The organism is Paenibacillus nanensis (genome assembly GCF_003583765.1).
In the GTDB taxonomy this organism is placed as follows: Bacteria; Bacillota; Bacilli; order Paenibacillales; family Paenibacillaceae; genus Pristimantibacillus; species Pristimantibacillus nanensis.
The window spans coordinates 115,958-130,109 of sequence record NZ_QXQA01000013.1; the positions used below are offsets into that span (position 1 = coordinate 115,958).

The window sequence follows — 14,152 nt, forward strand, 5'->3', positions numbered from 1 at the left end:
TGCTAAAATCTCAAACCTACCGCGCGCATCAAGGTTCGCTTAAGCGTCGACTCGAGCGTGTTATATGCGGCGTTTGCGTCTCTCACGCCTTCGGCGAGCTCCTGAATCTGACTTTCGATCTTCTGTCTTTCTTTGCTTATTTTGTCGCACAGATTCATCACCCTTCGAACCCTGTACTGAACGCCGGATTCCCCATAACTCCTGTCCGCTTGCTCCGCCGAATGCGTCGCCCTCTTTATCGCCGAGGCCAAAATATCGTGTAATGCGCGTTCCTTCTTCTTAAGCGAATGTTCGAGCGACTCTAGCTCCCGCATTTTGGCTACTATTTTTACTCCTTTTTTGACCTTCCCTATTCCGATGCTGACTAGCGTTACCGCTTTATAGGCGGCGGCCTTCAGCTCATTCATCTTTTGATCTCGGAACTTCTTTATGCTCGAAGCAATCTCTTTGGCTTTTTCCCCGATGGCATCCGTCGTTTCCTTTACAATGGTCGCGATACCGGTCACCGCGCGCTTGCCTTCCTCCATCCAATACGACACTTCGTCCTCCGCCCATTTCACGACGCGGTCGACCAGACGGTTGAAGTTTTTCTCCATTTTGTCAAAAAAGCTCGAGATTGCGGACTGCAGCTCATCCTTCCATTTGGACCAAAGCATCGACCTCTCGATCTTATTGTTGATCCAGGCTTCCATCAGGTTGAACGAAACGGCGGCAAACGATTTGACTCCGTTAATGAGTCCCTCCTTCACTTTTGTCAGGACATCTTTGATCCAAGGGATGAGCCGATAACGGATCTGGTCAATGATAAATGACGTGACGGCGATTCGAAGCTCTTCCTTCAATTCCTTTATAAGTTCCGGTCCCACTTCAAAGGCAACAGATAATGTCCGTTTCCAGTCAAAGCCCTCTGTCATCGTTCGGTCGATTTCTTCGACGAGCTTTTCCTTTAATTCGTACGGCATCGACTCCAGCTCGACCGTCAGCAATTTGACCGACAGGGGAATGAGATCGAAGCTTTGCTTGTGGTTGAGCACAAAGCCCGTTCCGGTAGCGTTCATCGAAGTGGCAAAGAGAGAATGGCTGCCCATATAGTCCGTTTTATCAAAATCAGAGGCTAAGTAGATGCCGGACGAAGGGTTATGGAACAGAGCCGGCACAATATCCCCGTTATTCCGGAATTCTCTGAGCTTCCCTTGAGCGTTTAAGTAGTCAATTGCATGCTGATGTTTATTCAGGAGAGCCGTATTGAAGCCGGGAGCGTTAAAAGTGGTGGTTGTTACGAGCTTCGACAAGACCTCTTCCGGTAGCGTAAAGCCCGCATACAGCGCAAGATTCCCCCCAAGCGAGTGTCCGGTTGTGTATAGCTCCTCCAGTTCCGGATATTTCCGGATCAGGTCTTCCATATACTTTTTCGCTTCCGCCTGCTGAGGGGACTCCAGCATATACATCGTCCGCAGGTTATTGGACCAGTCATTCCAATATTGAAGGTCCTCCATCGGCTCGCTGCCCCGGAAAACAACGATTTTTGTATTCCCGCTTGAGGATTGGGAAGAATCCGAGCTTACCGGCTCAATCGTCATCGCGGCAAAGCCGGTTTCCGTGTTCGGCTTCACGTCGCTGATTTTCCATTGCCGCATCTCTTCATTTTGCGACAATTCGCTCAAGAGCCCTTTCCAATAATCAATTTCCGGCTTGCCGTCCAATTCCTTGATAAAACGCTCTTCTAGCTGCCTGATTCCTGCCGGGTCGGAGCTGTAGTAGTCGATGAGCTGGCCAATGGTAATTGAGTTTGTCTCCTTATAGATTCTGGATAAATTTGTATTTGAACCGTCCGGCTTCAAAACATCCAAATATACCAGCTGAGATAACTTCTGAAGTTCAACCTCATCGATTTGCTGCATTTACTCCTCCCCCTTATCCCGGATATACTTCTGACGAGACTCGCGCCATACGGAAAACGTTTCTTTAAACGCATTGTCCGACTTACTGAGCTCCCCGTTTTCCAGTAAATCGAACCCATTCCGGGTGACGCTGTTTAATAGCCCCTCCTCTTCCTGCTCCTTGTACAATACCTGCTCGACATTGACGGTTTCTTGCTGAATGCTGTCCAATCTTCCATAAGCCTGTTCGGATAAATAAACAATGCTTACGCCGCTTTTCACATACTTATTGGCTTCCAGCAGCTTGGCGAAGGACTTATATTTTTCGATCTCCGCATCCTCATTCATTTCGCCGTTCTCATCGATATAATTGGAGGCATTTACAAATACAAAAATGACCTGCCAGTTCGAAGGATACAGCTCCAAAAACTTCTCATAGGTCATATCCCTGTCCGTATGCGTCGGGTAGGTTAAAACCGTATCATTCGAGATTTCAACCCTGCCGTCGCTCCACACCTGCCTCGCCAAATCCGTAATCGGCGCTAGGTTGGACTGGGCAACAATGACATTCAAATACTTGTCATAAACCTTTTTCAAATCCTTCGTTACCTCAACGTCGAAAACAATCCTCGGATCGCTTTTCGGACGGACCGTCGCTTTAATCGTGTTATCGTTCATCGTGCCGGAGCCTGCGCCGATTTTATCGAGCTCGAACTCCTCGCCGTACTTCTCCTCCAGCGCCTTCAAAATCCTTGCCGACGCATTCTCGTATTGGCCGCCTTTGGATCCGCAGCCGAGCAGCGTTATTAAGGGTAGAAGCATCAGGATCATCACTGCCTTCCTATAGTCGATTTTCATCTTGTCTCATCCTCTCATGCGCCGAATCGATTCATCATCAAAAGCCCTAGTTGATCCGTCAGCTCGTTCGCAGCCTTCGCCAGACGCTCGCCTAACTCGTCAGCCAATCTGCGTGCGGCTGCCTCCAGCTGTTCAAGGCCTTCCTTGCGGTCGAGCGACTGGAGAGCTGTCAGGGTTAGAATCATTTCCATGTCCTCATGAAATTGTTTTGCGTAATCGGCCATCTGCTGCGCGGCCATCGTGGTGCGTTCGACGACGATTTCCCCTTGGCGCCTCGCGTCGTAATGCAGGAGCGGCTCGACATCCGACCGCCATGCCCAGAATATGTCTTGAAACGCCTCGCCGCATCGACGCAGCAGCTTAGGAATAGCTTCGATGACGGAAGGGAGCTCAAGCCGGTGAAGCAACAGCATCAGGTCGTCATCCCCAGAGATGAAGGGCTCGAGTCCAGCTGCTTCCGCGAGCTCCTGAACCCGCGCGTCAAGCCGCCCGCGCGCCGCGTCATTCAGACTGCTGATCCGCATCAGGGAGCGAAACAGCTCGTTAGGCTCACCCGGACGCGCGAACCCATTGGAGTCGAATGAATACCGCTCCTTCTCCTCAGCGCCTAGCTGCGCGAATGTGACGGGCGTCGGATGGCTGCCGATCGCAGGCAAAATGCTGTCCTCGGCCGCTATATTTGTAATCGATAAGGTATCGAGATCTTTCGAAGTAAGCAGCTTGCCGATGCCAGGCGCATCGAATGCAACCCCTGTCAGGCCGGCGACCGCCGCGTGATACAAGCCGAATGCGCCGCCGATACCTTGACCCGTTATGGAGCAGGGGCCTTGGCCGGCGTATTTCCGCACAAAAGCAGAAAGACTGCGATGTAACTCTGAGTCTCCCTCATAAAGCTGCTGGAGCCCCAGATGCACGTCCTCCAGCGTATAATGGATGACCAGAAGATGTCCGCTGTCATTCACCCGATAGGCGAAAGCTTCAATGGCGTCTAGGCTTAGCCTCTCCGCAAGCGTCAGCTGGAGTCCCGTATCGGCCGACTGCGCCGAGCCGTTTGAAGCAAGCATCCAGTATTGTTGATCGGTTAATCGCATTAGTTATCCTCCATTTGGTTCGGACCCGCTGGCACTAGAAATAGACAAGGCAGAATCGTTCCGCCTTGTCTACAATGATTGCTATTTCGAACGAAGCTTGCTCGCCATTTGCTGCTCGGCGTCCTCTTTGATTCTGACGATCTCGACCAGGTTAGCGCTGATCGTGTTCACGCATTCGATCATCTTGTCAAAGCTAGGCTTCAGGCTGTCGTATTGATCGACGAACGCCTTTTGGGACTCGCCATGCCACCAGGAGTTGATCGCGTGGATTTCTTTTGTCAGCTGATTGATAACGGTTTGCGCGTTTTCAGCTTTGCGCTTGATCGATTGGGCTACGCCAGTCGCCTGCGCGGAATCAAACTGAATGTTAGCTGCCATTTTCTCACCTCCTTTCGGTGCAGGCTCTACAATCGCCTGCCTTATCTCGCTTTCTGCTTCGCCTGCTGTTTCGCTTGCTCGGCAAGACGAGCCGCTTCTCTCGCCTTCTCGGCGGCTCGCGCGGCGTCCGCCTCATCTACCGCATTGGCCAGCGATCGAAGCTCCGAGCTGAGATCATCCAGCAGAGAGATGAGCGACGACAGTTTTTTTACGATCTCTCCTCCGCTGTCCTTAAAGCTGTTTGCCGCCTTGCCGGTCCAATAGGACGAAGAGCCGGCCACCAGACCATTGATGTCCTTCTTCACATCGGATACTTCGCCTCTCATCTTGTAGATCGCGGATGCCGTACTATTGATTTCGTATGGACTGACCGACATATCATCATCCCTCCCTTTGACCTCACACTAGCGCCAGCTCATTCTCATGAACGATTCCGCATCGTAAAGCCGTATATTTATTCTTCACGATGTAATAGCCGTCGCCCATTTCGCCGATCCGCTCCTGCGTGCCGTACGGCACATTCACATTGTACAGGCTCTGATCCTTCAGTCTGCCGAGCAGCACGCCCGTCTGTTCCTCCCGGACCGCCTTGCCGAGCGAGCTCCAATTCGAGCCCATCGCCGACGTATTGTCCGCGGCCAGCACGAGAACGTTCAAGCCCCGCTCCTGCTTGACGATCCGCTCTATGATTTCATGCAGGGCATACATATCGTTGTCCGTAAATTCGCTTAAGGCATCGAATGCAAAAACAATCGGTTCCCACGACCGCATCAGCCCGGCCGTATCGCCGCCGGAATTGCGGCAGGCAAGCAGCTGATTCTTGCGTTCGGCCAAAATATCCTTGATCTCGGCAGCGAATTCGTACAAGTCCTCGATCTGGGCAAGATCGGTCACGTACGGCTCGTGCATGATCGGGAAGAGCCCCATGCCCGACGAATCCAGCGCGTAAACTTTGAGTCCGGCATGCTTTCGCTTGAGCATTTGGATCCATGAGACCAGCAGTGTGCTCTTGCCGGAGCCCGCATCGCCGGCGATCATGACCGCTGAAGCGGTTCTTGTATCCACCGCGACAGGCTGCAGATCGGTATGGGCAAGCCCGATAACCAGCTTGTCGTCTACGGTTTGGATGCGGCTGATGTCAAGCTCGGCCGGCATCATTGGAATCGGCGCCGCTTCGGCCGAATCGCCGCCGGCTGCCTTCGCTAGCAGCTGCTCGGACGTCCAGCCCTTCCAGTCCGGCAAAGCTGTCTGGAACTCTAGCGGCGGGTTGCCCCTTACCAATCCTCTGCCTGCTAGCTTCGTAGGAACGAGCCCTTCCGTTCTCCCAACTATTCCATCATATTCCGATTTATCCGTCAACTGGAAGGAAATTGCCTGTTTGAAGTTGACAGACAGCTTATATCGGACTAAAGTCGCATTCGTGGCGTTCGCTGTCATATAGATCCCGTACTTGTTTCCTTCACGGGCTAATAGAATCATCCGCGTGTCGGCGTCCTCATAGGTTTCCGATAAAGCGAAATAGTTGTCGACTAGAATAAGAATCGCCGGCAGCTCCCGGCCGCTTCTGCGATAATCGTGGAAGCCTTCGCTCCCCGCCTGCTCGAACAGCGCTTTGCGTTCCTCGATCATTCGGAACATGAAGAGCAGGAACTGCTCCAGCCGCTCCTCTTGCTCCAGCGTGACGACACCGCCGACATGCGGCAGCTGCTGTAACGTTTTCAAGCCGCCGCCGCCGAAGTCGAGCACATACATATGAACCTCACGCGGGGAATAAGCAAGCGCCGCAGACAGGCATAGCGTCTTCATCAGATTGGTTTTCCCCGTGCCCGATGCGCCGTAGACGAACAAATTGCCTTCATTCGCGAAATCGATCTCAAGCGCGAATTGCCGCTGCGAGCGCGGGTCGTCCGCAACGCCGACCGGGACGCTGAATAACGCTTCTCTGTACGGACGTCCCCCATTCAACGTCCAATCCGGATAAAGCTCATTTAACTGCAGGCTTTCCGGCAGCGGCGGCAGCCAAGGCCCGGGCAGCGGCGCGATGTTCGCGTTTTCCGCCGATTTCCGGATATGCTCCACCATCGCCGACAGCTGAGAGGTCGTGTCGTCCCCGCGGATCTTCTCCTCAAAAAGCGGATAGACCTGCTGATGGCCGCCGTTCAGCGCCAGCTTATAGACGCGTTTCGGCTTGTTCGCGGCCTTCCGCATCTCGCCGTCCGGATCGTAACCGGCGCCCGAGAACGTCGACTGGAACAGCTCGAACACTTCATCGTTCCCGACTTGAATGTATGCGCGGCCCGGCTCCTTGATGAGCGCAGCGTCCGGCCGTTTGATGACGTCCTTGCTGTCCGCTTCATCTTGAACCTTCAAACAAATTTTAAATTTCGAGTTGCTCCAGATTTGGTCGTCTACGACGCCCGCCGGCTTCTGGGTCGCAAGAATCAGATGGACGCCCAAGCTTCGACCAACCCTCGCCGCGCTGACAAGCTCCTTCATGAAGTCGGGCTGATCCTGCTTCAGCTCGGCGAACTCGTCGGCGATCATAATCAGATGCGGAACAGCCGGCATTCCGGGCTCGCGCTTGTTGTAGTACAGCTTCTGATACTTATCAATATTGTTCACGCCGTATTGCGAGAACACCCGTTGTCTTCTCATCAGCTCGCTTTTGATCGAGAGCAGCGCCCTTGTCGTCTGATTGCCGTCCAGGTTCGTAATGGTGCCGACCAGATGCGGCATCCCTTTGAACACGTCCGCCATGCCGCCGCCCTTGTAGTCGATCAGCACGAATACGACATCGTGGGGATGGTAATGGATGGCTTGGGAGATAACGATGCTCTGAAGCAGCTCGCTTTTCCCCGAGCCGGTCGTACCGGCGACCAAGCCGTGCGGGCCGAATCCGGTCTCATGCATATCCAGATAAAATAACTCGCCGCCGGCTTTCGCGCCGATCGGCACGCTCATGCCCATATACGTTTTATTGCGCCGCCATTGAGAGAGCACATCCACCTCCTCCGTCCGCTTGGCCTGCAAGGAGTCCAATAACGTAATCGATGACGGCAAGGCGAAGCTGGCGGACGCGCTTTTGATCCGCAGCGGAGCAAGCCTTCTCGCCGCTTCCTCCAAATCCTTCAGCTGCGCGGTATCCGGCGTAAACGCCGTCTTCTCGCCGGAGCGGCGGTCCGCCTTCTCCCCGCTTTTGCCCTGCAGGTTCACCACCACATTACAGTTCATAGGCAGGTAGGACTTGTGCTGGGAGACGAAGACCGTCGAGACGCCAAGCTGCGCGGAGCCGTTGTACAGATATTTGCTAATATGCTCGTTCTCCAGCAGCGCAGGGTCCTCGACGATGAATACGTAGTGCGGAAGCGCCGCTCCGCCTCTCGCCCTCATCTCTCTCTCCTTCAGCATGTCGTACAAGGCCGATAAGCTCTGATGAGCCATCGCTTTGCCGCATAGAAGGAACCGCATACCGAAGCCGTCATCCCATAGATGCGGCAGGAATCGCGTCCATGACCATCTGCCTACATTTTCCTCCGATGCAAGCAGGACGACTCTCACGTCGTCGTAGCCGTGATGCGTAACGATTTGGAGGAGAAGCAGTTCCAGCAGCTCGGCCGTTCTGTCGCTTTCCCCGGCGATTCCGCATATCTCGGCATCAACCAGATTCAAGGTGATCGGAACTTGCGGAATCTTCTCGAATTCCAGCGCAAGCCGCTGCGGTTCCATCAGCAGCGGATCGCTTTCAAGGATGATCGCCTGCTTCGTGTAGTTGATCCGCATCTCAAGCGGGGCGCTGCCGAGACCCAGCCTTAACGAAAGGAAATCGCGATGCGAAGGCGTCTTCTCCCACAGCTTGTTATCTGTCCGCGCAATGCGCTGTACGCACTCCGCCGGGTTCGGATACATCTCGTTCATCGCCTTCGTCTGCTGCTCTCTTGCAATCGCAAGCTCGCTGCGGGTATCGGCAATGAATTGCAGGTACTTTTCTTCGCGTTCCTTCTTTTTCTTCTTGTACTTCTTAATCTGGGAGGCCGCAGTTACCAGCGAGCCAATTAGCGTAAGAGTCGTCATCGCTATCGAGATAATGACCCATAAGGACCCCATTGTCATAGCAATGAAGATTGTGATAACCAGCATCACAATCGGTGTCACCAATATCCCGAACCAGCCGATCTCCGGCTTTTCGTTCATCGACGGCGGTCCGGGAACCTCCACTTCCCCCACGGGGAAGTCGGGCAGAAATCTCGGCTGGCGGCTGAAATTTGTGTTCAACAACGTAAGCACCTCACAAAACGATTCTTGTCGCTTCCCCTCCGGCGAGCGGCAGTCGGTACCACTCCCTGTCGTGACAGTAATAGAGGGTGTCCCCTGCAATATGCAGGAAATCGGCGCTGTCCCCGGAAATTCGAATGCTTCTGCCGCTGGCCGGGTCGACGCGGTAGATGCTGCGGTTGTTCAGAGCATTCGCGCAATAGACATATTCCCCGTCCGTATTCAGGCTCGCCGTCTGGATCCCGTCCAGCGCAACCGAATGGCCGCCGTCCGTATCCATCAATGTCAGAGCGCCTTGCCGCTTGTGGTCAGAGAAGACCAGCCGGCCTCCGGCATAGAGGAGCTGGAGGCCCGCAGCGTCCGTGATCAGCTCGTGATACGAGCCGTCCGAGTCGCTGCGCTTAATCCCTCTTGGCGTGGAATAATACAAGCGGCCCTCCGCCCAAACATAGCCCCAAACCTTCTCCTCCGCGACCGCTTGCTCCTCCCGGCCGTCCAGGCGGCGCCGGTACAGCCGCTGGCTGCTTTCTTCAATGTAGTAGAGCCAGTCTCCGCGCAGCTGAAGCTGGCAGCAAGGCTTGTTCACAAGCGGCTCTTCGCGCAATGTGCCGAGCTCCAGCCGGTAAACGGCGTGGCGCCTTCTTTGATCGCTGTAGTAGACGGCCTCGCCGTCAACATTCATATCCCATAATAGGCCGGCGGATAGTACCCGGGCCGGTTCATCCGAATGAAGCTGCAGCATGTAAGTGCCGGAACCGCCCTTCCTATCCGTTAGCAACAGGCGGTCGTCGATCTGAAGCACCAGACCGCCGTTCTGAATGTTTGCATTCATAGCCATGCTCCTTCATTAGACAAGCGTGAGCAAGGCGCCATGCGTAACGCCTTCCTGCTCCAATGTCCGACCGAGATTCAGTATGCGGCCAAGCGGCTCCGCTTGAAGCCTCCATTCGCTCCCCGAAGGAGAACCGATCGCTTCATGCAGAATCTCGATCAGCTCCTCTGCCGTAACAAAGAGCGGAACCTTCAAATCGACCGGCTCGCCGCTTCCATATTGGAAAGAGATCATGATATAATCCATATCCTTCTCCTCAATTCTTCACCGTAAGAACGTAACGGCGTTCGGTCTCCAGCTGATAATCCAAAGCCGGATTCATCTCCTCCACCGTTCGCATTAACTGTGTCTTGAACTTGTAAGCCGCTTCGGCACGTATCGTCACTTCCGATACCAGACCTTCCTCCCGCTCCACTTCGTTGAAGTCGAACTCAACCGTAAACGCGTTAAACTTGCCGTCAATCGATTCATACTTGATCGCATTGCCGGTCGACGAGCTCTCCGATAGATTCATAACATCCTCGAAAGCCTCGGAGAAATAGTCCTTGAACCTCTCCTCATCCATATCCGCGTCCAGATTGCGTATGCCTTCGAATTCAAGCGCCCGGTCCTTGGCCACCCGGCTGGCATTGCGGATCGCCGAATCCATAACGATCTTCTCGCGGTAGACGACCGCCATCTCGACAAGAGGCACCAGAATGAGAGACGCGAAAAGAATCGTTAATATTCCATAGGCCACCATTCTCACAATCGCTTCATCCCATCAGTTCTCGTAATAAGGCAGATCCTTGTAATGCTTAAGTCCCGTCGTCTTCATCTCGAAGGAAACAGGGATATCTCTCGAATATTCCTTGCCCCATAATTTCACCGTGAGCGGATAAACCGCGGAAATCTTCACATAAATCGGCTCGCCCCGCTGCTGGTAAGGCTTATCGGAGTCGTTGGCATAATCGCTGTAATCCTCGGTATAGACCGTCGAAATGGCGCTGTCCCCCGCATAGGTGTAGTTCTCCGACTTGTGGACCCAAATCTCGATATCGTCCTTCCGCTTGGAGAAAATCGGCCTCTCTTCCAGCGAGTCCTTGATGTCCTCGTAATTCGCCTTGGACAAGTAGTTGTCGGTAGCCGCAACCTGCGAGACGTAATAGGTCTCCGACACCAGCGTCAAATACCAAGGGAAGAAAAAGGCCATGTTGGTCAGCAAGACAATAACGATCGACGTAATGATTGTAATAAGAAAAGCTTTTGCTATTCCTTGCAATGAGGTCACCTCTAGGTATTGCTGCTAATGTTGCTTCCAATCAGCTCCATAAACTGGTCCCAAATTTCTTCCACCCACGTTCCCATGTTGCCTGAGATCGCGGTAACGACAAATCCGATGACAACAATAACCGCCACAGTCGCCGCGATCTGTTTAATACCGAACTCTCCTCTTTCGTCCTCGACAAATCTTTGGACAAGACCTTCATTGCAATTGTTCTTGTTTTTGCTCATTTTCTGTTCCTCCATATCAATAAATTTATTGGAATAAGGTCAGCGATCCCATGATCGTAAATAAGTAGTAGAGCGCAATATAAATGCCTAGCACGGCAATTAGCACAAATTGGATGCGAGCGTTAGAACGCTCCCGTCTCTGCAGCTCGTCTTCCAGCGTCTTCACCCGGAAGCTGTCGAGCTCGTTTTTCAAATAAGCCATCTGCGACACGTTGTCGTATCCTTTCAGACGGGTCTCCATGATATCGCAAAACTTGATGATGTAATGAAGCGGCACGCGCTTCTTCAGCTTCTTCAGCGCGTATTCTTCGCCGAATTCGATGTTGTCCAGCATAACGCCGAGCTCTTCGCCGATGTCCGGGTTGGCGTTCGGCAAATAATCCTTCACGACGTCGGCCAGATGAATATTGACCGACTTCGAATATTGGTAATAGACCATGCTGTAGAACGCGGGAAAATCGACGGCTATATTTTTGTTTTTCTTTACAATTTTTTTCTCGAGCTCATCGACCGGGTACAGCCAGCCGAGTATAATAAAAATCGCGGTTGCGCAGCCGAGCAAAATGTTAACTTTAAGCATGATTAAAGCCGCGATAACGGCAGCTCCCGCATACAAAATCTGCTCGACTCGAATCTCTTCGGGCTTCACCGGCATATCCAGCCGGTCCAGCATCTTCTTCAGCCTCACCCTTTCCCCCGTGCTCAGCAGGTATCTCCCATACTTCACCGCCATCTTCTGCTTCCACAGTCGGTACTTCTGCCTTGACGCCTCCTTCTTGCGCTCCTTTAGGAACAGTCTGGCGCGCTTCTTCTGATTCCGGCTGACAGGCCTCATCAGCGGGAGCAGCAGCACCTTCACGATATAGAGAATGGCCAGCATCGCGACGAGCTTTGACAGAAAGATCATTTCGCGCCGCCCCCTTCTCCCAGATTGCCCTGCAGCATTTGCGTTCTCGCAAAGCTTAGACAAATGATGCTGACCAAGGACGTGTTGATGACTTTTCCTGCATTGGTGCCGAGCATAAATTCGCGAAAGCCTTCAACGGACAAGGCATAAAGGAAAAAGAGCACGATGATTGCCGTCTTAATCAGGAAATCCCGGTTCATTTTGCGGAAAATTCGGTCCTTCTTGCTGTTGAGCTCCCGCAGCACCGCGTTCTCGTCGACGATATCCAGGAAAATATCCGCCATCCCCTTGCGCTCGTTATATTCGAACACAATCGCTTTCTTCGTGAAGTTATCGAACTTCGGGCCAAGCTGCCGGTTCAGCAGCAGGATCGCCTGCTTGAAGGAGTATCCGTTGCTTTCGCAATTGTCGATGAACTGCTGGAAGTACGGCCGGATGTTCGGGCTAATATACTCGTCGCTTTCCATCACCTTCTTAATCGCCACAAGCACGCCTTCCCGGGCAAGCGGGCAAATAATGTCCTCCGCATCCATAATGTTCTCAAGCCGCTCCGACTTGATCGAGCGCGACTGCATGACGAAGAAGGTGAGCATGCCGATAAAAATCGAAACCGTGATAACGACGGACAGCGTCACATTATTCAGCAGCACGATGACAACAAGCGTAACGACCGCGAACAAAATACATAGCAGCGAGGTAAAGCTCTCCAGCGTAAACGGCATATTGAAGTCCAGAATGAGCCCTTCCACCAGCCGGTTGTATTTCGCGTAAATATTTTCCTTCTGAACGACGATCCGCTCGCGCTTGATCCGGTCCACATACCGCTTCGTGTTGTACCGCCCGAGATGCTCGGCGATCGTATCCGCGATATCCAGGATGAAGCGAAGCGACCCGCCGAAGAAGCGGACGTTAAACATCACATTGATCAGGATAAAAGCGGCGGCGCCCAGCAGCAGACTAATCGTAAAAGTCGTATTCATCCGATGCGTACACCTCTGTTTCGTCCTCCGCCGGATCGCTTGCAAAAAACGCGAAGCGGCTTCGCTTGATGCCCGCCTTCAGCATCGCCTGCTGAATGGTTTCGGACAGCTTGCCGACCCGGCGGTGCTTTCCGACAATTCGTATCTTCTTTTTGCCGTCCACCGTTTCTTCCAGAACATCCTCGCAATCGAACCGATAGATGGGATTAATAATCGGCTCCAGCCCCTGCGAGCCCATTACCTCGGAGATCGCGGTCACCTTCCGCGTGCCGTCCGCCAGCTTCTCCTGGAATATAACGAACTTAACGGCGCTGCATATATTGCGGAGCGCAAGCTCGGCCGGCTCGTTCGAAATCATCAAGTAGGCGGTCAGGAACCGGTAGATCGCTTCCTTGTCTCCTTCGGCGTGAAGCGTGGAGAAGAAGTAGTGCCCCGTCTGCGCCGCCCGCAGCGCTGTCGCAAATTCACCCGGCGTCCGGAGCTCCCCCGGTCCAATCCAGTGAGGCGATTGCCGCATCGCGTTGATGAGCAAATTCTCCATGGTAGCCGGACTGGAATCATCGTCATCGGGAACCGATTCGTATTGCAGCACGTCGTTCAGAATCCGCCCGTGGACACTGCCGCCCTCCCGCTGCTGCAGCCGCATCTCCGACGGGTTCTCGATCGTGATAATACGGGACATCGGATTAATCTCTTTGACAAGAATCTCGTTCAGCGTCGTCTTCCCGCTCCCCGTCGGACCGACCGTTATCCAGGACGAGTCGGACTTCGGAATCAGCGAGAGCAGCCGGTACATGTTGACCGAAAACGACTCGTTCTCGATCAGCGCCTTCGGCGAAATGCTTTTCTTGTTGAACTTCCGGATGACGAAGGCCGGGTTGTCGTACGGCGAGATGCCCGCATGGGTCGCATTGACCCGGAAGCCCTCGATCGTCCTCGCGTTGACCATCGGAATTTTCGGCGTCAGCCTAACCTTCGACACGCCGACCAGCTTGGAGATGATCCGCTCCATATGCTCGCGGTCCGAGAAGGAATGGTCCCACCGAATCGACCGGCCGCCGCTCTCCACGAAGATCTGGTCCGGCCCGTTCGCCCGAATTTCATCGATCGTCGGATCTTCCATCGCTCGCGTGATGGGACCGTAATGCGTAATCTCGTCGATCAGAGCGCTCTTCAGCTGAACCAGGTCATAATAGCCCTCCACGATGGGCTGCTGGGAATCCACGAATTCGTTGATATAGGCTTTGGTCATCTCCCGCTTCCGGACGGGGTCATTTTCTCTCCGGAACGCGTGCGTGGTCACCTTCGTGATATATTTCTGGCACAGCTCCAGCGCTTCTTCGAAATGAATCGTCGTATATTTGCTTTTCTGCTCCTCAGCAGCATCCTCCGTCGTCTGGGATTGAAGATGGACGCGCTGCTGCATGTCGCTCACTTTGCCTCGTGTTAGCATCGCTTCG

14 protein-coding genes are annotated in these 14,152 nt (G+C 53.6%); all 14 read right to left on the reverse strand.

The annotated features are described in order from the left end of the window. Window positions 1-2 precede the first annotated feature (2 nt). The 14 genes from D3P08_RS19095 to D3P08_RS19160 all read right to left on the reverse strand — a co-directional run bounded on the left by D3P08_RS19095 (window position 3) and on the right by D3P08_RS19160 (window position 14,145). Window positions 3-1,901: an Mbeg1-like protein gene (locus D3P08_RS19095; RefSeq protein ID WP_119601480.1), complete on the reverse strand. Its 1,899-nt coding sequence runs from the start codon at window positions 1,899-1,901 to the stop codon at window positions 3-5. Next, a complete protein-coding gene (locus D3P08_RS19100) occupies window positions 1,902-2,738 on the reverse strand; it encodes a hypothetical protein (protein ID WP_119601482.1) in 837 nt (278 codons plus the stop codon). It lies immediately after the preceding gene. Between the two features lie 14 nt (window positions 2,739-2,752). Then, entirely contained in the window at window positions 2,753-3,829 is a 1,077-nt protein-coding gene (locus tag D3P08_RS19105; RefSeq protein ID WP_119601484.1) for a hypothetical protein, read from the reverse strand. A gap of 81 nt (window positions 3,830-3,910) precedes the next feature. Further along, on the reverse strand, window positions 3,911-4,207 hold the full coding sequence (locus D3P08_RS19110) for a WXG100 family type VII secretion target (RefSeq protein WP_119601486.1): 297 nt from the start codon (window positions 4,205-4,207) through the stop codon (window positions 3,911-3,913). A 41-nt stretch (window positions 4,208-4,248) separates the two neighbouring features. Continuing rightward, window positions 4,249-4,584 carry a WXG100 family type VII secretion target gene (locus D3P08_RS19115; RefSeq protein ID WP_119601488.1) on the reverse strand — a complete coding sequence of 112 codons (336 nt, stop codon included), beginning with the start codon at window positions 4,582-4,584 and terminating at the stop codon, window positions 4,249-4,251. 22 nt (window positions 4,585-4,606) lie between these two features. Then, a complete protein-coding gene (gene essC, locus D3P08_RS19120; protein ID WP_162848532.1) occupies window positions 4,607-8,479 on the reverse strand; it encodes a type VII secretion protein EssC in 3,873 nt (1,290 codons plus the stop codon). Between the two features lie 13 nt (window positions 8,480-8,492). Further along, complete coding sequence (locus D3P08_RS19125) at window positions 8,493-9,311, reverse strand: DUF5050 domain-containing protein (RefSeq protein ID WP_162848533.1); 819 nt, start codon at window positions 9,309-9,311, stop codon at window positions 8,493-8,495. Between the two features lie 15 nt (window positions 9,312-9,326). After that, a complete protein-coding gene (locus D3P08_RS19130) occupies window positions 9,327-9,557 on the reverse strand; it encodes an EsaB/YukD family protein (RefSeq protein WP_119601494.1) in 231 nt (76 codons plus the stop codon). Window positions 9,558-9,567: 10 nt separating this feature from the next. Next, window positions 9,568-10,059 carry a hypothetical protein gene (locus D3P08_RS19135; protein ID WP_147381825.1) on the reverse strand — a complete coding sequence of 164 codons (492 nt, stop codon included), beginning with the start codon at window positions 10,057-10,059 and terminating at the stop codon, window positions 9,568-9,570. A gap of 15 nt (window positions 10,060-10,074) precedes the next feature. Beyond that, window positions 10,075-10,572, reverse strand: coding sequence for a hypothetical protein (locus D3P08_RS19140; protein ID WP_119601498.1), 498 nt, complete (start codon window positions 10,570-10,572; stop codon window positions 10,075-10,077). Between the two features lie 11 nt (window positions 10,573-10,583). Then, the gene (locus tag D3P08_RS19145) at window positions 10,584-10,805 is read right to left on the reverse strand and encodes a hypothetical protein (RefSeq protein WP_119601500.1); all 222 of its coding nucleotides are present in this window, start codon (window positions 10,803-10,805) and stop codon (window positions 10,584-10,586) included. 25 nt (window positions 10,806-10,830) lie between these two features. Next, on the reverse strand, window positions 10,831-11,712 hold the full coding sequence (locus tag D3P08_RS19150) for a hypothetical protein (RefSeq protein ID WP_119601502.1): 882 nt from the start codon (window positions 11,710-11,712) through the stop codon (window positions 10,831-10,833). After that, complete coding sequence (locus tag D3P08_RS19155) at window positions 11,709-12,692, reverse strand: hypothetical protein (protein WP_119601504.1); 984 nt, start codon at window positions 12,690-12,692, stop codon at window positions 11,709-11,711. The genes D3P08_RS19150 and D3P08_RS19155 overlap by 4 nt, the downstream gene beginning before the upstream one ends. After that, window positions 12,670-14,145: a TadA family conjugal transfer-associated ATPase gene (locus D3P08_RS19160; RefSeq protein WP_119601506.1), complete on the reverse strand. Its 1,476-nt coding sequence runs from the start codon at window positions 14,143-14,145 to the stop codon at window positions 12,670-12,672. The genes D3P08_RS19155 and D3P08_RS19160 overlap by 23 nt, the downstream gene beginning before the upstream one ends. Window positions 14,146-14,152: the final 7 nt, after the last annotated feature.

Excerpts from the sequence above, each read along its gene's own strand:
- D3P08_RS19155 (WP_119601504.1), bottom strand. The coding sequence starts at position 12,692 with ATGAATACGACTTTTACGATTAGTCTGCTGCTGGGCGCCGCCGCTTTT.
- D3P08_RS19145 (WP_119601500.1), bottom strand. The coding sequence starts at position 10,805 with ATGAGCAAAAACAAGAACAATTGCAATGAAGGTCTTGTCCAAAGATTT.
- D3P08_RS19110 (WP_119601486.1), bottom strand. The coding sequence starts at position 4,207 with ATGGCAGCTAACATTCAGTTTGATTCCGCGCAGGCGACTGGCGTAGCC.
- D3P08_RS19095 (WP_119601480.1), bottom strand. The coding sequence starts at position 1,901 with ATGCAGCAAATCGATGAGGTTGAACTTCAGAAGTTATCTCAGCTGGTA.
- D3P08_RS19100 (WP_119601482.1), bottom strand. The coding sequence starts at position 2,738 with ATGAAAATCGACTATAGGAAGGCAGTGATGATCCTGATGCTTCTACCC.
- D3P08_RS19160 (WP_119601506.1), bottom strand. The coding sequence starts at position 14,145 with ATGCTAACACGAGGCAAAGTGAGCGACATGCAGCAGCGCGTCCATCTT.
- D3P08_RS19150 (WP_119601502.1), bottom strand. The coding sequence starts at position 11,712 with ATGATCTTTCTGTCAAAGCTCGTCGCGATGCTGGCCATTCTCTATATC.
- D3P08_RS19125 (WP_162848533.1), bottom strand. The coding sequence starts at position 9,311 with ATGAATGCAAACATTCAGAACGGCGGTCTGGTGCTTCAGATCGACGAC.
- D3P08_RS19115 (WP_119601488.1), bottom strand. The coding sequence starts at position 4,584 with ATGTCGGTCAGTCCATACGAAATCAATAGTACGGCATCCGCGATCTAC.
- D3P08_RS19130 (WP_119601494.1), bottom strand. The coding sequence starts at position 9,557 with ATGGATTATATCATGATCTCTTTCCAATATGGAAGCGGCGAGCCGGTC.
- D3P08_RS19105 (WP_119601484.1), bottom strand. The coding sequence starts at position 3,829 with ATGCGATTAACCGATCAACAATACTGGATGCTTGCTTCAAACGGCTCG.